Raw genomic sequence first — 20,444 nt, 5'->3', positions numbered from 1 at the left:
AATTATTTATCCTTACTTTTTAATGATCTATTTTAAAACAAATGTCATTTTGTGTGCTTGACTGCAATAGGGTTGAGCACTATCCTTTGCCTGCTGGCCACATTGCCAGCCGGCTTTGACAGGCTGATTTAGACCACATCAGAATTATTCCTTCTGAGGAATAGTTTCGTGTGTAAGCTCCTCGTCTCCTCCCGTAGCGGTAGGACGGGAGAGGGACACCTTCGGGTGTGCTGGCGTCTAACCAGTCTGTCAACCTTCTCTCGTTCTGCCACCATAATCGTTTGACAGTGATTCGGTAGAACTTCTTTAGACATGAGGAGCCCTCTATGTGTACTAATTCTTCTTTATTGGTTTTTGCCAAGTTCTCTCTGCCCATACCGCTTAAAAAGTCTATAAAACGGTTTAATCGACTCTAGGTTTTCTACGTCTTAAGAATCGTTACGACTAAAAATCATAGCAACAATAAACCCGAGATAGGCGAGCACACCATTACTGTGCGGCTTCCGCATGCCTGTATTTAGCACTCAATTTAAGAGTGACGGCATTTCTATCTCTTTTATATACAACAAAAAATTATTTTAATCGGTAAAACTATGTCAACTTTAGAACTATCTTCCAAGAAATTACAGGTTATTCAGACCGCAATCCAACTCCTTACTACTCGTGGCTTTCACACCTCAGGCGTAGACCTGATTGCTAAAGAAGCCAACATCACCAAATCCACGTTTTATAAATATTTTGGCTCGAAAGAACACCTGATCGAAATGTGTATCGCCTTTCAAAAAAGCCTGCTCAGAGAAGAGGTACTTGCCATCATCTACTCAAGCCGTTACTACACGTCAAAAGATAAACTCAAAGAAATTATAGTTTTACATACCAATTTAAACAGCCTATACAACCTTCTACTTAAAGCTATTTTTGAAATAAAACTACTTCATCCGCAAGCTTACCGTATGGCGGTTGAATATCGAAAGTGGCTGCGCCATGAAATTTTTGACCTGATTTTTAGCGGAGAAATTAATGAACCAAAATTTGATGCCAATATGGTGGTAAACCTAATAGATGGTTTGCTGCTACAGGTTTTAAGCTCGAACAGTCTGGAGCATAGGGATGTAGCCGTAGAATGCTTTTTTAAGTCGACTTGTTTGAGGTAAATGGGGTTATTTAAATAATGGGATATATGGTTTGCTTGGGGTTTTGTGAGATGAGCAGACCATAGACGCCGTGCGATGAGGTGTGTTATTTTGTTTTACGCTAATCGTAAATAGATTACGTATATCATAATTAAAATGAAATTAATTTAAAGCGCCTCATGGAGAAAGGAATACCATGAAAGAAGTTGCATTGAGTGATTTGATCAATCAGCAGAAAGTTGGACCTTATCAAAAATTTATTCTGGTCACCTGTTTATTACTCATGATTATGGATGGTTATGACATCCAATCCATGGCTTACGCAGCCCCAATGATTATAGAAGACTGGGGCGTTCAAAAAACCATGCTAGGCGTTGTGTTTAGCGCAAGCTTATTTGGCTTATTTGTCGGATCATTTTTATTAAGTTCACTTTCCGATCGGTTTGGTCGCCGTCCGATACTACTTATCTCGACCTTTATGTTCTCGGTATTGATGCTGTTGACACCCCATGTAGGCAATATTGAACAACTGACCGCAATCCGCTTTGTTACAGGAATTTTTTTAGGCGGTATCATGCCAAACGTGATGGCTTATAGTTCCGAAATTGTTCCATACAAATCTCGTATTTTTACCATGATGGTCATTTCTTGTGGCTATACGGTAGGGGCAATGTTAGGGGGCGGTATATCTGCCTTATTAGTTCCTTGGGGAGGATGGCAGTCGATTTTTTATTTTGGCGGAATTATTCCTCTAATCATTTTCTTTATTACATTCTTTAAACTGCCAGAGTCTTTATATTTTTTGAGTGAAAATAGCAAAAACACTCCTAAAATTTTGTTTTGGTTAAAGAAGTTTTATCCCGCATTAACGTTTAATTCAGAAATAAAAATTATCAATAACACTGAAGTTCAAGTTAAAAAGTCTCCGCTTGAGTTGTTTAAAAATAAGCGTGCGTTTTTCACTTATTCCATCTGGATCATTAGTATTTTAAATATGATCAGCCTTTATTTCCTGTCGAACTGGCTACCGACTTTGGCTAAAGAGTCAGGGCTATCATTAAATCAGGCACTAATGATCGGCTCGACCCTACAATTAGGCGGTACGATTGGTAGTGTGGTGATGGGCCTTAAAATTGATAAGACTGGATTTTATAAAGTATTAATTCCTGTGTTTTTAGTCGCAGTGATAAGTGTTGCTTTAATTGGCTATGCTGTTAGCCATATCGTTTTATTGTTTATTATTATTTTTATTGCTGGTTTTGCCATTGTGGGTGGACAACCTGCCATTAATGCTTTATCTGCCAGTTATTATCCAGTTTCACTTCGTACTACAGGGGTAGGCTGGAGTATTGGAATTGCGCGCTTGGGTTCGGTCATTGGGCCTTTATTTGGCGGGTATCTCTCTCAATTTTTGGTCATTACCCATTTATTTGTGATTGCAGCAATACCTTCGCTATTTGTGATTATCATGCTGATTATTCAGGCTAAGTACCGATCATAACACTGTCTACATACATAATTTACATAGTGCACATATAGACCGTAATTATGATCGGTGAGTAGCTAAAGAGAGTTAATCAAAAGCTACTTTATGAATTATTTAACTCGATACCACGTTTGGTTACGACCAATTGCAGAAATACCAATGTAGCCACGCGCGGTAAGTTTTTCACCATCCGGCGATACAGTTACGCTAAAGCGATAGGTCTTGTCTGACTGAGGGTCGAGAATAGATCCTTTGTCATATTTATTTTTACCTATACTTTTTAAATTTTTGACAATGGTTAAACCAATTAAAGATTTGTTTTTATAAGTACCTTCACACATCGTACATTTGTTGGCTTCGCTTGGAACAAGGATTTTTTCAATATTCGCAGAGAGAAGCCCATTTTTGTCTTCGCTAAATCTGACTAGTGCTCTAGGTTGATTGGTTGCATCATCAATGGTTTTCCAAACACTGCCATGTAGTTTGTCCGAAGCAAATGAATGAATCGAATAAAAGCTAAGTAAAAGTAATAATAAATATTTTTTCATATCAATGGATTCTCGATTTAAAAGTGGATGATTTTAGCCGCTAGAATTATTCATTTTAAATTTAACTTCACAGTTTTCTTAGTATTCAATCTATAAGCTAAACAATATGTAAAGTTATATTCTATCGGGGCTTATATTATTTTGATGCCTTTTTTTATGCAATTGCGAGAATGGACAGAATTATTCGGTTTTTAAAGATTTTTATTTCTCCATGCTTTTTACACACTTCTTCAATGCTCTATACACAAAGAAGTGAATAATGAGATTTATAAATTTTTAAGTTTAAAAGCTGTTTATGACACGTCCTCAATTGAACCTCAAAAAGAAAATAGGCTTAGTTTTATTAGGATTCGTTGCGTTGTATTGGATTTCGTTTCCTATTCTTCCTTTTTTAGATATTCCTTATAAAGCCGCCGTGATCACAGGGTTGATGGTACTAGGAGAGGTTCTATTTTTAATTGCAATTGCTCTATTAGGTAAGGAATATTGGGCTAAGATTAAACAATGGTTTTCTAAAGTATTTAGAAAAGTAAAACCCGAAGAAAATTAATTTATATTGAATGGAAATAAAAAATATTAACTACTTTTTAAACTAAATAAATTACGTTTAATTCATCACAAATTATAAGAATAATATGAAAATCATGTGATTATTATCGATTGACAGTAGGCGATATTAAGTTTTATAACTTAATGACCCTGAAACTGTTTCTTTAGTAAAACAGAAAAATGACAATATAAAGATGAGTAGAAATTAGAACAAAAAAAGATAAGGAGAAGAAATGAAAGTCATTAAATACGCCTTATTTTCCCTTATGGGAGTGTTGATAATAAATAGCGCAGAGGCTGGAAATGCATCTACTTCATTAAAGGTTAGCTTAACCATTGTAGACACTTGTGAAGTTTCAACCCAAGGGAATTTAGATTTTGGTTCAGTTGTACGCGCTCAGCCAGTTGCTGCGGCAAGAACCGATGTATCTGTCCAATGTAGCCAAAATACGCCATATCAAGTGGCGGTCACATCAGATAATAACTTTGAACTTAAGTCAGCTACTAGTCCAGCATCTGTGGCATATGTACTGTATCAAGATGTTGGTCATACCCAAATTTGGGGCGGGGCAGGAAGTAACATACACTCAGGTGTAGCAACAGGTATGAAAGAAAATATTCCTATACATGGGGTAATTACATCGAGTACCAATGTTCAGGCTACAAAGTATGAAGATTGGGTGCGCGTAAATGTTGTTTATTAATTGCAGCTCTACAAAGTGTAATGAGAAACCTTGAGAGCTGCACAAATTGTTTTATTTATTGGTGAGCCATTGAATTGAGGCATCAAACAGTTTTAAGCCATCGTCAGATAGATTGGTAAAGGTATCATTGTTAAGAAAGAACATAAGACGTTTTGCAGGCGCTAAAGACTCATAATCCATCGTTGCACCTTTCTCATATCCCCAAATTGCTACTTTTTCCGGTTGTCCATAAATCGTTGCGATAATGGTGGCACCTAAACCCGGCTTACCCCAACTCATAGGCGCTTGAGCTTTATATACATTATGAGTTCCAGCTGGAAGCTGTGCAGATAGGGGATGCGGTGCATTGACTAGCCACAGATAACGTTCTTTCTCGACTTCGCCAAAATCGCTATTAATGCGTTTACCTGTCATAGCCAAGTCATCAAGGTAATCGTTTTCCCACGTCATGAGTGGAAGGGGCAGTTGACGCCAACCAGATTGAAGATTTTTAGAAGCAACTGTAGAAGAGATAATGACTAAGTCTGTGTTCTTTAAACTATTTGGTGAAACAGATTGATCTAATACCTCAACTTGATAGCCCTTGCTTTGTAAGTATTTTTGAATGGCAATATCGGTATTTGCAGAGGCACCCTTAACCTGTGAGATCAAAGCAATTCGTGTTTGAGCATAAATAGAAGATGTCCACACACAGAGTGCAGTGGCCATCATCATGATAGAAAGAAGCTTTTTCATAATGTTCTCAAAAGAGCAGTACTTTAGGCACTGCTCTGATCCCATGTTTTAAAATTTAAAGGTTGCACGTAATACCGCTTGGCGAGAGTCACCTTGAGACACAGCTAAATTATTGACGCTAGCTGTGTAGTAGGTTTTGTCAAAGATATTATTTAAGTTAAATTGGAACGTAACCGCTTGTTTGGCAATAGTCGTGTCATAATTTACAAAGGCATTGGCAAGGGTATAGTCTGGCAGGTCAAAGGTATTTTTTGCGTCTCCAGCTCGTTTGCCCACATAATTACCACTTACGCCAAAACGTAAATTACCGTTGTAAAGTTCGCCGTAATTATAAGCCAATGCTAAAGAGGCCGTATTACGCGCCACATTAATTAGACGATTGCCTTCTAGACCATTTTCATCTTCAGTCACTTTTGCGTCTGTATAAGCATAGGTGAGGGTCGCATCAAGCTGGTCGGTCACACGTCCTGTTAGGTCAAGTTCAGCACCTTTAGAACGCACCGCACCTGTCGTATGCAGTTCGACTACTTTTGAGGAATTCGTTATTGGGGTGAGCACATTACGTTTTTTAATATCGTAGAGGGCAAAATTGGCTTTAATACGGTCATTTAACTCATATTTTGCACCAACTTCATAAGACTTGGCTTGTTCTGGTTGAACATCGGAGTTAATGACAGCATCACCTAAAGGCGCAATTGTAGAATTCGGCTTAAGTGACTCGGTATAGCTACCATAGAATGAAAGTTGATCATTCCATTTATAAACCAAACCTGCATGTGGAAGCCAAGCATCATCGTTAGTGTTGGTGTTTTCTTTAAACGGTCTGCTACGCCCAGCAGTTTGCTGATAGTTCAGGTAACGTCCACCCAGTACAGCAATCCATTTTTCATTTAAGTGAATTGCATCTTGCACATAAAAACCATAGGTATGCAGTTTATCGGTTTGATCACTATCATCTTTGCTAATCTCACGAGATGGTTCGACAGTTCCAAAACTTGGATTTAAATAATCTATTGTGGAAGTAGTTTTACTACGAACCATGTCGGGACGGAAATACTTACGATATTCGATGTCTGAACCAAGTTGAATATCATGCTTTAAACCAAACAGATTGGTTGAACCATTGATGTAAGCTTGAGCATTACTATCTACGCTCTGTGCATTTAAAGTCGCATCTGCACGGCGTGTCACGGTGTGATTAGCAGTATCTAATGAAAGTACACGTAACTGGTTGGCATCATAGGTTTCATAGTTGTAGGTATAGCCGAAGTGAGCCGACCAGTTATCATTAATTTGGTGATCTACCAACAATTGCGCCAAATGATCTTCGCCTTTCATTTGGTTAAACGCTTCATCTAGACGTTGGTATTTAGAGATCGGTAAGGCTTTATTGGTTTTCGGGTCAAAAACGGTAGAGCGGTCAAATGGCACATCAAATTGACGGTATTGATAGCTTAGGTTTACTTTAGTTTGGCCATTATCCCATGCTACAGACGGAGCAATTAAAGTCTGTTTGAGATTACCAAAATTACGCCAATAGTCCGCATCAGAATGATCGGCAATAAAGCGATAAGCAAAGTTACTGTCACCAATTGCGCCCGTGGTATCTATGCTTGCACCTAAACCATTTTTACCTGCTGCAAAACTTGAGCCGTAAACGGAAAGTTCAGTTTTCTGGGTAGTCTCAGGTTTTTTTGTAATGACATTGACCACACCACCCGGGTCCATAATGCCATAGAGTAATGAAGATGGGCCTTTTAAAACTTCGACTTGTTCAACTGCCGCATTCATGGTTCGGCCTTGTACAATAGGCATACCATTTACGGTAATTGAACCGTCACGGTTATCACCAAAGCCGCGTTTCATTACGGTGTCTTGTGTACCGCCTAAAGTATTACCCTGCGTAATGCCGCTGACTTGGGTCAGTGCATTGTCCAAGTTTGCAGGTAAATAATCTTTCATGTATTGCTTCGATACAACGTTTACGGTTTGCGGGCTTTCTAGATTTTTTTGTTTGCCTCTGAGGGTCGACGCCGTTTGTGTTGCGATATAACTTGAGTCTGCTTCAGCCTGAACCTTAATCGTTTCTAGTTGTGCTGGTTGAATTGCGGTTGCTTCTGCCCAAGACATCATCGGGATGAGGGATAAAAGTAAGGGACTACTATGTTTTAAAATTTCAACAGTAATTAAATTTTTACGCGGGGAGAAAGCAAACATAAGTATACCTAAGTGATATAAAAATCGTGAAAGGCTAAAAAAGAGCGACTATTCAAGCGAATAAACAGGAGTGCCGACTAGACTCAAAAAAGTGTGTAAAGTATATATAAATGAGACTCATTTGCAATGGTTTGCAGGCAATAAAGCCGATGGAAAAATTAATAACAATTTAACTTTTTAATAAGATTATCTTTTATGCTCGGCCACTCTTCATCAATAATACTGAATCTGACTGAATTCCTTTTCCTGCCATCAGGCATGATTCGCTCATTTCTAACCACACCTTCTTTCTGGGCACCGAGTCTTAAAATCGCATTCTGGGATTTTTCATTAAGTACATCTGTTGTGAACTGAACTCTAACGCAATTTAGCTCTTCAAAGGCATATTGAAGCAGTAAATATTTCGCCTCGGTATTTGCGTATGTTCGCTGCCACGATTTTGAGTACCAAGTACTTCCAATTTCTAACTTTAAATTTTTTCTATCTATTTTCCAAAATCTGGTAGACCCAATAATTTTTCCTGTAGCGGTATCTTCGACTACAAAAGGAAGAACCGTACCAGCTTGGTAACCTTCTAGTGCATGCTGAATATAGTCATTTACTGTTTCTGCTGAAGGAACTACAGTGAAAGGAAGGTTCCATAGTTCTCCATCTGAAGCAGCGTTAACAAGGTCTTTTGAATCTTCAATAGTGAATAGGCGCAGTCGTATACGATGGCTTGAAAGCGTTATGTTTAAAGGCATAACAGAGGTCCTAGCTAAAAGGTACTAAATAAAGAGGTTTATCCAAATCTTATTTAAATCGACTATTAAGATCGCCACTTGAAACCGAAGTATTGAGCGAATGAAAATTGCCTGACTCGGCAATCGCACTTGCTGTTTTAATAAAACCATCCCAAGCTGAACGTGCTAATGCACCACCAAGGCTAATACGTCTTACACCCAAGTCTGCAAGTTCTGCTGCCGTTAAATCACTATCCCAACCAATTAAAACGTTTACAGGTTTTGGTGAAACGGCATTCACCACAGCGATGATTTGTTCACGAGTTTTAATACCAGGTGCATACAAGCAGTCAGCACCAGCTTCTGAATATGCTTTTAACCTGTTAATGGTATCTTCTAAATCGGGTACACCCACAAAGAAGTTTTCAGCACGACCAATAAGCATGACGTTAGTTCCACTTTGGTCGATTGCTAAGCGAGCTGCTCGTATTCTTTCAACAGCATCAGGAATATCACGAAGCGGCTTTTCACTATTTCCAGTCGAATCCTCAATAGAAATACCCGCTATACCTGTATCAATTGCCATTAGAACATTTTCAATGACGCCTTGAGTTGTATCTGAAAAGCCACTTTCAAAATCAGCATTTATAGGTAGGTTGGTGGACTGAACCATATAACGTAAATGTGCCAAGGTTTCATCTCGGTCGAGTTGACCATCGGCCTTTCCGCAAGCCCATGCATAACCTGAGCTTGTTGTTGCCAGTGCTTTATAGCCCAGTTGTTCGAGTATTTTTGCACTGCCTGCATCCCAAGGGTTGGGCAAAATAAAGCATCCGTCTTTATGGAGATCGCGGAAAATTCTTCTTTTATCATCGACTGAATTTTTCATTATTTCGTACTCTTTTTAATGTATTTACTTAAACTTAGCCACTCAATTTTGCCTTTAAACTAAGAGCTTGAAAGACCAACTCAAGTCAAATGACTATAACAACTTTTTAACGTATACAAATACAACCACTTCTTAATTTCAAATAAGAAAATCAAAATAAAGTCATGTCCATTTTGGAGATATTGATTATAGTTTTCTTGAGTTTATATAAATCTGCTTATCGTCATAAAAAATCATAGTGAGTGTTTTATTATTTTTGTAGTTAACAGGGGAGAACGAACCAGAAACTATTTTATGTCTAATAAGGATCCGCTATGAAGAACACTTATTTAGTTACAGGCGCTACGAAAGGTATTGGAAAAGCAATTAGCGACGAACTGTCCTTGCAGGGACATCACGTCATTGGCATTGCCAGAAATATCGACTATATAGACTTTCCCGGACAGCTTTTTAGTTGTGATTTATCCAATATAGAACAAACTGAAGAAACCTTAGCATTAATTTCTAAATCTCATGTCATACATGGAATCGTAAATAACTCAGGAATTAGTTTGCCCCAACCTTTGGGCCAGATTTCCTTCCTTGCCTTAGAGGAAGTTTGGAACTTAAATGTAAGAGCGGCTATACAAGTGACTCAGCATTTTGTTGCGCAACTAAAAGAACAGCGCTTTGGGCGAATTATTAATATTGGCAGCAGGGCAATTTACGGAGCAAAACAACGGACAGCATACTCGGCAGCAAAAAGTGCATTGGTCGGGTGTACTAAAACTTGGGCACTTGAGTTGGCTGAGTTTGGAATAACGGTAAACTGTATCGCGCCGGGGCCAATTGAAACGGAACTTTTTAGAAAAACCCGACCCGTTGGAAGTGAAGCTGAAAAAGCGATATTAGAAAGTATTCCTTTGGGAAGAATAGGTACTCCACAAGATGTTGCACATGCAGTCGCTTTTTTATTGTCAGATCATGCGGGCTTTATTACCGGCCAAGTTCTCAATGTTGATGGTGGTGGAAGCTTATAGATAATTGTAAAAGTGCTTAGGTACTAAAATTCAAACTTCATCTTGTCTAATTTTTAAAAAAGATAGGAATATTCATAGGAAAACCACATCCTATGAAAGTTATGGCTTTGTAATGTTGATTCATTCTAAATGGCAGACGTAATCAATCACTTCATCTGTGATAATTTTAAATTTACTGTTTTCTGGAACATTAAAAGACTCACCACTTGAGTAGACTTTAGTATCCGGATCATCGCCAATTTGAACACTACATTTTCCTGAAATAATCTCAATGCGTTCCGAAACGTGGGTTTTAAAAGTTAACGCTTTTTCTGTTGGAAGAATCACCCCTAAAGTCTTTTTTGTACCATCTTCAAGTTCAATAACATGACTAATAGAGTGTCCCTCGTAATGAACATTCGCTTTTTTTGTTATAGAAACAGCATCAAATTGATTTGGCATTTTTCTTGTCTCTTTTATTGTACCGAATATGTACAAGATAATAATAAAAGCTCATCTAAACTTTCAAGCTTTAAAAATAGATTGTTAGGTAGACAATAGAAATAAATGCGTCTCGAATGCACGAAGATCATTTAAAATATAGGTAAATATCTTTTTTATTAAAATTAGAATAACAATCTAATATATTGTTCATTGATTTGATTTATTGCAAATACATAGTGCAGAGAAGCTTGAAGGTATGAAGTTAAATTTAGATAAATATGACCGTGTAATATTAGATCTTCTACAGAAGGACTGCACATTGGCAATAGGTGATATTGCTGAAAAGGTGGGATTAAGCAACACGGCTTGTTGGCGCAGAATACATAAGATGGAAGAAGAAGGTATTATTCGTGCAAAAGTCGCTTTGCTAGACCGTAAAAAACTCAACATTAATGTGATTGTGATGGTGTTTATTAAAACTGCTCAACACAATATTGAGTGGATTCAAAAATTTCACTCTCATATCTATAGCATAGATGAAGTTATTGAAGTGTATAGAATGGCAGGTGAAACGGATTATTTACTTAAAGTCGCCGTATCGGATGTTGCTGAATTCGATAAAGTTTATAAAAAATTAATTGAAATTAACGGCTTGGCTGATGTGAGTTCTAGTTTTGCCATGGAGCAAATTAAATATACGACAGAACTGCCTTTAAATTTTTTCTAATAAAAACTGCGAATACTATTAAAAATTAAGGACCTGCAAAAATGCTAGAAGCTAAGCCTTATTTACGTTCGGTACAAATTAAAGCAAATATGCAGGCAGACTGGTCAATTTATCCTTTTGCAATACCAGCCGTTAATGATATTGAACAATTAAGGTTCCATCCAGACGTTACTTTTTTTGTTGGTGAAAATGGCTCTGGTAAGTCGACGATTATGGAAGCCATCGCTTTGGCACTTGGCTTTTCCGAAGAAGGCGGCACTCTAAATGTGCGACTTAATTCAGCGAGTAGTTCATCAGGTTTATTTCAGTATTTAAGAATGATTAAAAGCTTTAAAAAGCCTAAAGACTATTACTTTTTAAGAGCCGAGAGTTATTACAATGTCGGCACATATATGAATGAACTGAACTATGTAAAAAGTTATGGTGGCAATATCCATGCGTGTTCACATGGGGAAAGCTTTTTAAAACTGCTGACCAATAAATTACAAGGTGAGGGGCTTTATTTATTAGATGAACCTGAAGCTGCTCTTTCACCTACCATGCAATTTGTCGCTTTGTCGGCTATTCATGAATTATGCAAAAAACAGTCACAACTCATCATTGCAACGCATTCCCCAATTTTACTGGCTTATCCCAACGCTAAAATCTATCACTTTTCTGATACTGGAATCCGTGAAATCCAGTATGAGCAAACGGAACATTTCCGTGTGACGCATGATTTTTTAAATAATTACCAAAAGCGTATCCAGCAAATCATGGATGAAGAATAGTGTGAGAAGTGCCTTTCATAAGAGCAAGTTCGAACAATAAGCAGATCAATGCAAAGGACGCTATAAGATAATATTTTACTATAAAAAATAAATATCGGATTTAAATTCTAATTTTAAGTAAAAATAGGAAATAAAAATCTAATATTAAGATAAAAAATAGAAAAGATTAAAATTTATATCTATTGAAACCTAACTATCATGAATTGGTAATTAAGTTGATATGTTTCTCGGAATATAAAAGTGAATCAATTCAGTACAGATGTCATTAATTTAGGACGAACACCCGAGCGCTTTGATGGTCTAGTCAACACACCTGTTTTTCGTGGTTCTACTATTGTTGTAAATAGCTTTAGTGAGTGGGAAGAATTTAAACGAAATGGTGGGGTATATCGACATTATGGCCGTTTCGGCGCCGCAACAGCTAAATCTTTTGAAAGTGCAATCAATGCACTTGAAGGTGGTGCGGGTAGTCTGGTGTTTCCATCTGGGTTATCGGCATGTACACATGCACTTATGGCTTGTGTAGAGGCAAATAGTCATGTCTTGATTGCCGATAACATCTATGGCCCAACACGGAATTTTGCTGACAATATATTAGTTCGAATGGGGGTAAGTGTTGAATATTTTGACTCTACCAGCCTTGAAGCATTAACTGAAAAAATTAATCATCGTACCAGTGTGGTGTTTATTGAGTCACCGGGTTCAATGACATTTGAACTGAGTGATGTTGCGGCAATTTCTGCAATTAGCCATCAATACGGCGCAAAAGTATTAGTCGATAACTCTTGGGCAACGCCGTTGCTTTTTCAACCCTTAAAGCATGGCGCTGATATTTCGATTCAGTCTGTAACCAAATACATTGGTGGTCATTCTGACATTCTAATGGGTGTGGCTACTGCAAACGCCGAAACATATGAACAACTCGCTAAAACTGGACATTTGTTTGGTGAGACCACAAGCCCAGACGACATTTATTTGGCTTCACGGGGCTTGCGAAGTTTAGCGGTAAGGTTAAAGCAGCATCAAGATAGTGCTTTAATTATTGCTCGATTTCTAGCAACACATCCGGCTATTAAGGAAGTGCTTCATCCTGGCTTAGAAACTAGTCCTTATCATGATTTGTGGTTAAGAGATTTTCATGGTTCATCTGGAGTATTTGCTTTTTATTTAAAAGAATCTGAACCTTGTTATGTGCAAAAATTCTTTGATTCGTTGAAATTATTTCACATTGGTTTGTCTTGGGGTGGGTTTGAAAGTTTGATTTTACCTGTTGGACAAGCTTATCGAACCCATACCAATCTACCTAAAGATGGCTATTTGGTGCGCTTAAATATTGGATTAGAATCGGTGGTCGATTTACAAAAAGATTTGCAACATGCCCTACAGTGCGCAGAACAAATGCGTGTTGAAAGTGTGATATAGCCGTCTTAAAACCTAAAAGCTAACTTTGCATATCAGCCGCTTCATGTGTGACAGGCGCTATTATTTTATTAGATGTTGTATAGCGACCATCTACTACTTGGGTCTCTATTGCTAACTGCATGACAGCTCAACTCACTTCACGAAAGAAAGCCCTGATAAAAGGGCTTTACTGTGATTTAGTTGAGTTGTAAATATTCATCTTTTAATTTATCTAGAAAAATAAATAGATTTTGATTCATTTCTTGGTAATCGTGTTTTCTTAATTCTTCACGGGTGTTAACAAATTTATAATCATGAGCTTGATCGAGTTCAGTTGCTGAATGTTGAATGAGTAATTCGATGACTTTAGGTGTTAACTCCATATGACACTGCAAACCGTAAACTAATTTCGAGTATTCAACGATTTGTCGTGGACATCCTGCACTAAAAGCAATAATTTTTGCATCGCTCGTTAACCCGGGCATATCATTGTGCCAGTGGCCAACCTCTGTCATTTTTCCTAAATGTGAGAATAGAGAATTTTTAAAACCGTACTCTGTCAGCATAATAGGAAACTTACCAATCTCTCTTTCAGGGCTATGTTCAAACTTGGCACCTAAAGCTTCACCGATGAGCTGTGAACCTAAACATATTCCTAAAACAACTTTGTTTGCTTGGATGGCTTTCCTAATGACAGTTTGTTCAGCGAGTGAATTAAAATGAGAACATGCTTCAATGGTCGTATCTGGACTTTGCGGCCCACCCATCACAATAAGAAAATCAATTTCTTCAACCGTAGAAGGTAATTCTTCATTTAAATACACTCTTGAATATGTCATTTTGAAGTTATTATTTTGACCCCAAATTTCATATGCACCAGGTGCTTCAAAATCTTCATGAACAATAAAATGTAGGCGCATGATAGTCCTCAAAATTTAAAGAGTGTATAGATAGGTTCATTGCTAGATATAAGCCAAAGATAGGTTACGAACCCTAAGGCCTAATGAATACATCCAGTTTTTTAAAGTTATATGGTCCAGTGAAAGGGGGATGTGCCTATGAAAAGGCGCTTACAACAGACTGTTTATTTAATAATGATTTTAACGATACTGGTTAAAATATAATAATGATTGAATTTTTATTTTAAAATTAATTTGATTTATATTTATTCTAATAGAGTTTTTAATAATATTTATATTCTTATATATTTCTAACCGTGATAGTTTTTGAATAGCATAGGATACTCATAATATTTAGTAATATTATAGAATAGGGTAGAGACATAGCCTAAGTTATTGTAATTAATCAATACTGTTAAGCCGAATAAAGGTTTTAAATTAATATAAATCTAAGATTTAAGAAGGGGCTATAACAAATAAAATGTTATATGTTTAGATCATAAAGTGTAATTATTTGTACAGATGTAAACAAATGTTTAGTATAGGCGTAATAAATAATTCATATAAAAAGTTTGTATAAGTGATTTTTTGGTGTATAATTAGCTTAACTAGAAAAAAGACTTATTAGTTTAGTAAATCCTCTTTTAGTATCGAAGCTTTATTCATAATCCTCCGTTTTTAAGATCTTAAGCTCAATTCGTTATTTTTTCCAAGTTAAACCCGTCATGTCTCATGACATTAAGTTCTTAAAATTCAATAGGATGTATATCATGTCTAACAACACAGCTACTGGTACAGTTAAGTGGTTCAACGAAACTAAAGGTTTTGGTTTCATTCAACAAGATTCTGGTCCAGACGTTTTTGCTCACTTCAAAGAAATCGCATCTTCTGGCTTCAAAACTTTACATGAAGGTCAACGTGTGACTTTTAATGTTGTGCAAGGTCAAAAAGGCCCTAGCGCTACTAACATTATTCCACAGTAATTATTTCTGTAGAATAAATAAAAAAAGCCCTCTTTAGAGGGCTTTTTTTTGGCAATAAGGTTTAGCTTTTCTTTCTCGATTTTAAATTCGATATTGAATAAGTACTTTAATAACCTAGGGAAAATCACCCTTATTAGTATAAAAAGAATGATTTAACCTGATAGAGCTAAGCACTGCGCATTAAAGCTGCTACTGCTTTTTCCAGAAATTGTAGGGTAACTGGTTTGAGCCAAGTGCCGTCCGCAAGGCTCGGTTCATTTTGCATTGCCTTACGAATTTTTTCTTGAGTACTTGGGTTATTACCAGCATAGCTTTGTAGCATAGAAAGCCATTGTTGAGCCAAACGCCGTGCACCTTCACTATCTGGTTGGACTTCGACATCAATCAATTTTTCAATATCGACCAACAATTGAGGCCATTTTTTCATCTCACGAATGTAGTTTTCTTTTAGAAAAGCAAATTCATTGTCAGATAAATAGCGGGCAAAAATACTCAGCTTACTTTCAGAAAACGCTTGAAGTAAAAACTCAACAACTTCTGGTGTAACCCCTAATTTTTCCTGAAATTCAGGTTCTGCTGAATTTATGGCATTTAATTTAACAAGCCATTCGGGGTTAGCTCGCGTATTCTGCTCAAGAGTTTTCATCCACTTTCGTGCCAGATCTTGAGCGGCTTCACTATTATATGGTTCGCCAGCATTAAATAGTGCATTTGCTGCCTGAGTTAACTCTTGCCACTCTTGGTGACTTTTGCTACCTGCTTGTAAGAAAGTAAGTTTTTCAAGCTCTTCTTTTGTAAAGTATTTCTCAAACATTGCTATAAGCTCCAGTGTTTTTAGCCAATCCTCCAAACCAAGTTCTTCACCACTCATAATCTGAGATTTCAATTTACTGAGCTGATTTCGCAATTTCTTTTGCTCGTTCAGTCTCTGATCAATTGCTTGAATCTGCTGATCAATAATGGGTAAAAGCGCAAGATTGGGGTCTTCAAGAACCGTATGGATTTCGGCTAACGACATTCCCATTCCTCGTAATGCTTGAATTTGATGCAAACGAGTAATGTCTTTACGGGTATATAGTCGATAACCAGCATCGGAACGGACCGAAGGCTGAAGTAAACCGATATCGTCATAGTGATGAAGAGCGCGGACAGTAAGTCCTGTTTGTTTAGCCAATTCACCAACTTTTAACAGCATCTTTTTAGCTCCTTCTTCCTTAGGCGTGTTTTATGCTAGGGGCTTACGTTACGTGAGGGTCAACTACTTTAAATCATAATTTTTCATTATTTTCGCTTTAGTAAATATTCAAATTTATCTCTTTATTTCAATAATTACCTGAGTTTCATTGTGAGATCTTAAAAAAAGGTCTTTTAAAGTGAGTTGGTTTAATAATTCCTAATGAGCTCGTCTATCCAGTCTGCAAATACACGTACTGCGGGTGAAAGAAACCGCTGATGCGGATAAAGTAAAGTCACAGCAACAGGTGGTGGGCACCACTCTTGTAATACTGCGATGAGCCTTCTTTCTTTTAAGTGTTCTATCACAATTCTTTCAGCAAGTTGAGCGAGTCCGTATCCCTCAAGGCACATTTTTATATAAAGTTCAGTTTCATTAACAGCAACAGTACCTTGCATTTGTACAGTTTTTTTCACTTCGTTTCGTACAAAGCGCATTTCACCCGCATGTCTGTTGTTCCCTGAAAAATAATGAATAGCTCGGTGATGTGCTAAATCATCGGGAGTTTGTGGAGTTCCTTTCTCTTTTAAATATAGTGCTGAAGCGCATGTTACCCAGCGGAACTCACCAAGAGGGCGGGCAACCAGCGTGGAGTTCTCCAAATTTCCCATGCGGATTACACAGTCTACACCTTCCTTAATAAGGTCTACTTGTCTATCGCTGACACCTATCATGAGGTAGATATCGGGATAACGCCTTTGAAACTCTTGCAGGTTCGGCATAATCACCGAATGAGCTATGCCCGCAGGCATATCAACTCGTAATCGACCCTGTGGCTGTTTGATAGCGTTAGTCAGGTTAGATTCGGTATGTTCAATCAGGTCGAGTATTTCTCGGCACTGGGTCAGATATTCTGCTCCCTCTGGCGTCAGGCTAACGCGTCTTGTTGTTCTGTTTAACAGACGCACTTGTAAATACTTTTCAAGATTTTTAATTGTACTAGTGACTGTTGAGGCAGGTAGGGAAAGTGCTTCTGCCGCATGGATAAAGCTTCCAGCTTCTGCCACCCGAACGAAAACTTGCATTGCTTGAATACGATCCAATCTCATACCTTTGTCCCAATACTATACTCACACTCTTAGATTATTCGCTTTCACTGAATAATAAAAACAGTTTAACCAGCTTTTTCAGCTTTATCACTTCAGATAGATTTTCAGCATACATTTGAGAAGTTGGAATAATGATGACTGATTACAACAGAAATATAGTGCAGCTTACTGAGTCTTCACCAAATAGAATGCTCATTCGAGGGGCGACGATCCTAAGCATGGATAGTGTGATTGGGAACATGGTTCGCGGAGATATTCTTATCGAGAGCGGCATGATTACTGCCGTGAATGAAAATTTAGAAGCCGAAGGTGCAGCTCTTATTGATGCATCCAATATGATCGCGATGCCGGGTATGGTCGATACTCATCGACATTCATGGGAAGGACAATTACGACGGATTAATCCGAATGCCGAAAGCTTAGAAGACTATTGCAACGCGACGCATTATTCTTTTGCGAAGTACTATCGCCCAGCAGATATGTACATTGGTAATTTACTTACAGCTCTAGGCTGCATAGATGCCGGTATTACAACAGTGATTGATAACTCGCACAATAGTCGTAGTGCAGCTCACTCTGATGCGGCTGTTGAAGCTTTACTAGATGCCGGTATTCGAGCTGTACACGCTTCTGGTGCACCAGTCTCAGGAGACTGGGACAGAGCCAACTGGCCTAGCAATCTCGAACGTCTTCAAGAAAAATATTTTAAAAATAGTAAAAACGGTTTGGTGTCATTAGCTGCCATGGCTCAGTTAGAACCCGAATTATGGGCTGAGGCACGCAGATTAGGGCTACCAATCATTACTGAATTTTTTGGTGGGGAAATGGCTGCTGCATTAGAGGGTCTGCATCAACAAGGTCTGTTAGGGCCAGATAATATCTTTAACCACTGTACCTCGCTGCCAGATGCTGGATGGAAAATTTTGCGCGAAGCTGGAGTGCGAGTAAACGTATGCCCACGATCAGATGCTCACTATGGTATCGAAGACGGTATGTTTGCCATGCAATCGGCTCTACGTCATGGTATTAGACCTGGTTTGAGTGTAGATAATGAAACGTCTTATAGTGGCGATATGTTTATGGAAATGCGTGTAGCATTTTACTTACAGCGTGTAATGGGCATGCACCAAAACAAATGTTGTGGCTCAACACATTCGCCAGTGACCTTTCAGGCGCAAAACCTTCTCAAAGCTGCAACGGCTGATGGTGCTGCTTGTGCAGGTCTGCAAGAAAAAATCGGCAGCCTGACACCCGGTAAACAAGCTGACCTGATATTAATTCGAACGGATGACATTAATCTTTATCCGTCTGGTAATGCATTTGGCACGGTTGTTCATGCAACTGAACGCAGCAATATCGATACGGTGATGATTGGCGGAAGAATCGTTAAACGTGATGGTAAAGTGTTGGGTGTGGACAGTGAGCGACTTCGTGCAGCGATTGATGAATCTCGCCAGCATCTTTTCGTTGCGGCTGGTTATACTCCAGATATTTTTGCCGAGAAGTTTCTACCTCTGGAATAAGTTGTCTAAGAGGGAGCAAACAATATGTCTATAAATGTTATCTATTACCTCATGGCTTTTGGTGCGGGGCTGGGGATTACTCTACAAACCACATTGAATGGCCAACTGGCTAAAGGTATAGGCGGGAATTCTGTCGCTGCGGCATTATTTTCATTTACTGCTGGTGCGGTATGCCTTGGGTTTTATTCTCTGGTTCGAGGCGGAATAGCTTCTTCACTGATCGCTATTCCTAATCAACCATGGTGGAGTCTTATGGGCGGAGTTCTAGGTTCTTGTGCATTACTGAGCTACGTCGTCCTTGCACCTAGAATCGGGTTATCGGCTTTGCTGGGGCTGGCAATTGCTGGACAAATTATCTCGTCATTGTTGATTGATCATTTTGGATTACTAGGGGTGGTCGAACGACCAGTTTCCATGTTTAAACTATGTGGAACACTGGTCATGCTGATAGGTCTAGGGATTGCTCTTTTCGGTGACAGATAAGAGGCTTTAAAACCAATATTGTTGATATAAAGTGACTTCAAGCCATTCCAGTCATGGGGTGGCAATATATATTTCAGTCATTAAAGACCAGTGAGCTACCTAAACATTTAACAAATCAACAGCAACCGATATTCACCATCATTTTCAACTGGTGCTCTATGCACACACGGTAAAACCTTTAGAGTGGGATGATCTACAGCCAAACGCCACAAGTGTCCTGTACCCAAATTTATAGGTTGTGCATGGGCTTTAGGCTGGTAATGTAAATCAAAAAAATACTCTGCTAAAAAGCTTTCAAATTCTGCTTCTGGGCCGTCGTGTAATGCTTTGAGCTTTTCTCTAATTCCAGGAATTAAAACTTTTTGTTCAACCTGATCATTAGGCACAATATCACTGGCTGCGCCGTGATAAGTACATAAAAAAGTATCGGTTTCTATAGGGGAACGATCAACGTGAAATGAATAGACATCTGTTGAAATAAAATCTAGCTCTTCATCACGTTCATAATGTTTAAGTAAATTAAGTACAGGCGATGCACCCATATCACTTAAAAGCTGCATGTCTTTTAAAATAATGTCTCGAGCCAAATTACCTTGTTCTGAAAGCTCAAGTGCTAACAGGTCTTCAGTAGAAATTTCGGTAATATTTTCTTTTAACTCAAGCTTAGCCACAATTTCTTTAAAGTCGCCCACCAAATTTCTGTGCCAACAAATAGCATTCTTATCTCCCTGAAAATGTGTATTTACAAGTTCAGCAAAAGTAGACACCACTTCAACTTGCTTATGGTCAGAAAATGTATTTGTCATATGAAATTTAAATCGCTCAAAACCTTGCCAATCATACACGTTTAGCGCTTCTAGGGCTGCAATCTTTAGCCGCAATTTTAGCTGTTAAAAAATGAATATAATGCAAGAAAAGTACAATAATGATATGAACTTTGGGTTCAGCTT

At 38.1% G+C, this 20,444-nt stretch carries 21 protein-coding genes; 11 read left to right on the top strand and 10 right to left on the bottom strand.

Going from position 1 to position 20,444, the window contains the following annotated elements; all coding sequences use genetic code 11:
• Positions 1-593 precede the first annotated feature (593 nt).
• Both ACIF8R_RS17630 and ACIF8R_RS17625 read left to right on the top strand, forming a co-directional pair.
• Positions 594-1,154 carry a TetR/AcrR family transcriptional regulator gene (locus tag ACIF8R_RS17630; RefSeq protein WP_396482281.1) on the top strand — a complete coding sequence of 187 codons (561 nt, stop codon included), beginning with the start codon at positions 594-596 and terminating at the stop codon, positions 1,152-1,154.
• A 175-nt stretch (positions 1,155-1,329) separates the two neighbouring features.
• Complete coding sequence (locus ACIF8R_RS17625) at positions 1,330-2,634, top strand: MFS transporter (protein WP_396482279.1); 1,305 nt, start codon at positions 1,330-1,332, stop codon at positions 2,632-2,634.
• 95 nt (positions 2,635-2,729) lie between these two features.
• Here the strand turns inward: ACIF8R_RS17625 and ACIF8R_RS17620 are convergent, their stop codons facing one another.
• Entirely contained in the window at positions 2,730-3,167 is a 438-nt protein-coding gene (locus tag ACIF8R_RS17620; RefSeq protein WP_114271505.1) for a DUF2147 domain-containing protein, read from the bottom strand.
• Between the two features lie 295 nt (positions 3,168-3,462).
• Between ACIF8R_RS17620 and ACIF8R_RS17615 the strand changes: the two genes are divergently transcribed.
• Together ACIF8R_RS17615 and ACIF8R_RS17610 are read left to right on the top strand one after the other, a co-directional pair.
• On the top strand, positions 3,463-3,717 hold the full coding sequence (locus ACIF8R_RS17615) for a transporter suffix domain-containing protein (RefSeq protein WP_396482277.1): 255 nt from the start codon (positions 3,463-3,465) through the stop codon (positions 3,715-3,717).
• A gap of 232 nt (positions 3,718-3,949) precedes the next feature.
• A complete protein-coding gene (locus ACIF8R_RS17610) occupies positions 3,950-4,420 on the top strand; it encodes a spore coat U domain-containing protein (protein ID WP_396482275.1) in 471 nt (156 codons plus the stop codon).
• A gap of 51 nt (positions 4,421-4,471) precedes the next feature.
• On the opposite strand, the gene ACIF8R_RS17605 is transcribed toward ACIF8R_RS17610, so the two are convergent.
• The 4 genes from ACIF8R_RS17605 to ACIF8R_RS17590 all read right to left on the bottom strand — a co-directional run bounded on the left by ACIF8R_RS17605 (position 4,472) and on the right by ACIF8R_RS17590 (position 8,983).
• Positions 4,472-5,155 (bottom strand): hypothetical protein, encoded by a 684-nt coding sequence (locus ACIF8R_RS17605; RefSeq protein WP_396482273.1) that lies wholly within the window; start codon positions 5,153-5,155, stop codon positions 4,472-4,474.
• A 48-nt stretch (positions 5,156-5,203) separates the two neighbouring features.
• Positions 5,204-7,372 carry a TonB-dependent siderophore receptor gene (locus ACIF8R_RS17600; protein ID WP_396482271.1) on the bottom strand — a complete coding sequence of 723 codons (2,169 nt, stop codon included), beginning with the start codon at positions 7,370-7,372 and terminating at the stop codon, positions 5,204-5,206.
• Between the two features lie 158 nt (positions 7,373-7,530).
• On the bottom strand, positions 7,531-8,115 hold the full coding sequence (locus tag ACIF8R_RS17595) for a GNAT family N-acetyltransferase (protein ID WP_396482269.1): 585 nt from the start codon (positions 8,113-8,115) through the stop codon (positions 7,531-7,533).
• Positions 8,116-8,164: 49 nt separating this feature from the next.
• Positions 8,165-8,983, bottom strand: a complete 819-nt coding sequence (locus ACIF8R_RS17590) for an isocitrate lyase/phosphoenolpyruvate mutase family protein (protein WP_396482267.1) — start codon at positions 8,981-8,983, stop codon at positions 8,165-8,167.
• Positions 8,984-9,297: 314 nt separating this feature from the next.
• Between ACIF8R_RS17590 and ACIF8R_RS17585 the strand changes: the two genes are divergently transcribed.
• Positions 9,298-10,002 (top strand): SDR family oxidoreductase, encoded by a 705-nt coding sequence (locus ACIF8R_RS17585; protein WP_396482265.1) that lies wholly within the window; start codon positions 9,298-9,300, stop codon positions 10,000-10,002.
• A gap of 120 nt (positions 10,003-10,122) precedes the next feature.
• Here ACIF8R_RS17585 and ACIF8R_RS17580 read toward each other — a convergent pair whose 3' ends face one another.
• The gene (locus ACIF8R_RS17580; protein ID WP_004702576.1) at positions 10,123-10,443 is read right to left on the bottom strand and encodes a pyrimidine/purine nucleoside phosphorylase; all 321 of its coding nucleotides are present in this window, start codon (positions 10,441-10,443) and stop codon (positions 10,123-10,125) included.
• Positions 10,444-10,681: 238 nt separating this feature from the next.
• Here ACIF8R_RS17580 and ACIF8R_RS17575 point away from each other — a divergent pair, with 238 nt between their 5' ends.
• From ACIF8R_RS17575 to metC, 3 genes are all read left to right on the top strand, one after another.
• Positions 10,682-11,152, top strand: a complete 471-nt coding sequence (locus tag ACIF8R_RS17575; RefSeq protein WP_004702573.1) for an Lrp/AsnC family transcriptional regulator — start codon at positions 10,682-10,684, stop codon at positions 11,150-11,152.
• Positions 11,153-11,193: 41 nt separating this feature from the next.
• Positions 11,194-11,922: an AAA family ATPase gene (locus ACIF8R_RS17570; protein ID WP_396482263.1), complete on the top strand. Its 729-nt coding sequence runs from the start codon at positions 11,194-11,196 to the stop codon at positions 11,920-11,922.
• A gap of 240 nt (positions 11,923-12,162) precedes the next feature.
• Complete coding sequence (gene metC, locus ACIF8R_RS17565; protein WP_396482261.1) at positions 12,163-13,344, top strand: cystathionine beta-lyase; 1,182 nt, start codon at positions 12,163-12,165, stop codon at positions 13,342-13,344.
• A gap of 176 nt (positions 13,345-13,520) precedes the next feature.
• Here the strand turns inward: metC and ACIF8R_RS17560 are convergent, their stop codons facing one another.
• Entirely contained in the window at positions 13,521-14,243 is a 723-nt protein-coding gene (locus ACIF8R_RS17560) for a type 1 glutamine amidotransferase (RefSeq protein WP_396482259.1), read from the bottom strand.
• A 749-nt stretch (positions 14,244-14,992) separates the two neighbouring features.
• Between ACIF8R_RS17560 and ACIF8R_RS17555 the strand changes: the two genes are divergently transcribed.
• Entirely contained in the window at positions 14,993-15,205 is a 213-nt protein-coding gene (locus tag ACIF8R_RS17555) for a cold-shock protein (protein WP_002054492.1), read from the top strand.
• 166 nt (positions 15,206-15,371) lie between these two features.
• Here the strand turns inward: ACIF8R_RS17555 and ACIF8R_RS17550 are convergent, their stop codons facing one another.
• Together ACIF8R_RS17550 and ACIF8R_RS17545 are read right to left on the bottom strand one after the other, a co-directional pair.
• Positions 15,372-16,400 carry a MerR family transcriptional regulator gene (locus ACIF8R_RS17550; RefSeq protein WP_396482257.1) on the bottom strand — a complete coding sequence of 343 codons (1,029 nt, stop codon included), beginning with the start codon at positions 16,398-16,400 and terminating at the stop codon, positions 15,372-15,374.
• Between the two features lie 188 nt (positions 16,401-16,588).
• The gene (locus tag ACIF8R_RS17545; RefSeq protein WP_396482255.1) at positions 16,589-17,488 is read right to left on the bottom strand and encodes a LysR substrate-binding domain-containing protein; all 900 of its coding nucleotides are present in this window, start codon (positions 17,486-17,488) and stop codon (positions 16,589-16,591) included.
• 134 nt (positions 17,489-17,622) lie between these two features.
• Here ACIF8R_RS17545 and ACIF8R_RS17540 point away from each other — a divergent pair, with 134 nt between their 5' ends.
• Both ACIF8R_RS17540 and ACIF8R_RS17535 read left to right on the top strand, forming a co-directional pair.
• A complete protein-coding gene (locus ACIF8R_RS17540) occupies positions 17,623-19,011 on the top strand; it encodes an amidohydrolase family protein (protein ID WP_396482285.1) in 1,389 nt (462 codons plus the stop codon).
• Between the two features lie 24 nt (positions 19,012-19,035).
• A complete protein-coding gene (locus ACIF8R_RS17535) occupies positions 19,036-19,494 on the top strand; it encodes a DMT family transporter (RefSeq protein WP_396482253.1) in 459 nt (152 codons plus the stop codon).
• 107 nt (positions 19,495-19,601) lie between these two features.
• Here the strand turns inward: ACIF8R_RS17535 and ACIF8R_RS17530 are convergent, their stop codons facing one another.
• Positions 19,602-20,300: a DUF1826 domain-containing protein gene (locus ACIF8R_RS17530; protein ID WP_396482251.1), complete on the bottom strand. Its 699-nt coding sequence runs from the start codon at positions 20,298-20,300 to the stop codon at positions 19,602-19,604.
• Positions 20,301-20,444 lie beyond the last annotated feature (144 nt).

The organism is Acinetobacter sp. ABJ_C4_1, from assembly GCF_044538495.1.
Lineage (GTDB): Bacteria > Pseudomonadota > Gammaproteobacteria > Pseudomonadales > Moraxellaceae > Acinetobacter > Acinetobacter nosocomialis_A.
Note: the sequence above shows the minus strand (reverse complement) of the source record. Positions and strands in the feature narration are given on the sequence as shown.

Bases quoted from the DNA above. Each gene is read 5' to 3' on its own strand.
- ACIF8R_RS17630 (WP_396482281.1), top strand. From the start codon at position 594: ATGTCAACTTTAGAACTATCTTCCAAGAAATTACAGGTTATTCAGACC.
- ACIF8R_RS17625 (WP_396482279.1), top strand. From the start codon at position 1,330: ATGAAAGAAGTTGCATTGAGTGATTTGATCAATCAGCAGAAAGTTGGA.
- ACIF8R_RS17620 (WP_114271505.1), bottom strand. From the start codon at position 3,167: ATGAAAAAATATTTATTATTACTTTTACTTAGCTTTTATTCGATTCAT.
- ACIF8R_RS17615 (WP_396482277.1), top strand. From the start codon at position 3,463: ATGACACGTCCTCAATTGAACCTCAAAAAGAAAATAGGCTTAGTTTTA.
- ACIF8R_RS17610 (WP_396482275.1), top strand. From the start codon at position 3,950: ATGAAAGTCATTAAATACGCCTTATTTTCCCTTATGGGAGTGTTGATA.
- ACIF8R_RS17605 (WP_396482273.1), bottom strand. From the start codon at position 5,155: ATGAAAAAGCTTCTTTCTATCATGATGATGGCCACTGCACTCTGTGTG.
- ACIF8R_RS17600 (WP_396482271.1), bottom strand. From the start codon at position 7,372: ATGTTTGCTTTCTCCCCGCGTAAAAATTTAATTACTGTTGAAATTTTA.
- ACIF8R_RS17595 (WP_396482269.1), bottom strand. From the start codon at position 8,115: ATGCCTTTAAACATAACGCTTTCAAGCCATCGTATACGACTGCGCCTA.
- ACIF8R_RS17590 (WP_396482267.1), bottom strand. From the start codon at position 8,983: ATGAAAAATTCAGTCGATGATAAAAGAAGAATTTTCCGCGATCTCCAT.
- ACIF8R_RS17585 (WP_396482265.1), top strand. From the start codon at position 9,298: ATGAAGAACACTTATTTAGTTACAGGCGCTACGAAAGGTATTGGAAAA.
- ACIF8R_RS17580 (WP_004702576.1), bottom strand. From the start codon at position 10,443: ATGCCAAATCAATTTGATGCTGTTTCTATAACAAAAAAAGCGAATGTT.
- ACIF8R_RS17575 (WP_004702573.1), top strand. From the start codon at position 10,682: ATGAAGTTAAATTTAGATAAATATGACCGTGTAATATTAGATCTTCTA.
- ACIF8R_RS17570 (WP_396482263.1), top strand. From the start codon at position 11,194: ATGCTAGAAGCTAAGCCTTATTTACGTTCGGTACAAATTAAAGCAAAT.
- ACIF8R_RS17560 (WP_396482259.1), bottom strand. From the start codon at position 14,243: ATGCGCCTACATTTTATTGTTCATGAAGATTTTGAAGCACCTGGTGCA.
- ACIF8R_RS17555 (WP_002054492.1), top strand. From the start codon at position 14,993: ATGTCTAACAACACAGCTACTGGTACAGTTAAGTGGTTCAACGAAACT.
- ACIF8R_RS17550 (WP_396482257.1), bottom strand. From the start codon at position 16,400: ATGCTGTTAAAAGTTGGTGAATTGGCTAAACAAACAGGACTTACTGTC.
- ACIF8R_RS17545 (WP_396482255.1), bottom strand. From the start codon at position 17,488: ATGAGATTGGATCGTATTCAAGCAATGCAAGTTTTCGTTCGGGTGGCA.
- ACIF8R_RS17540 (WP_396482285.1), top strand. From the start codon at position 17,623: ATGACTGATTACAACAGAAATATAGTGCAGCTTACTGAGTCTTCACCA.
- ACIF8R_RS17535 (WP_396482253.1), top strand. From the start codon at position 19,036: ATGTCTATAAATGTTATCTATTACCTCATGGCTTTTGGTGCGGGGCTG.
- ACIF8R_RS17530 (WP_396482251.1), bottom strand. From the start codon at position 20,300: ATGACAAATACATTTTCTGACCATAAGCAAGTTGAAGTGGTGTCTACT.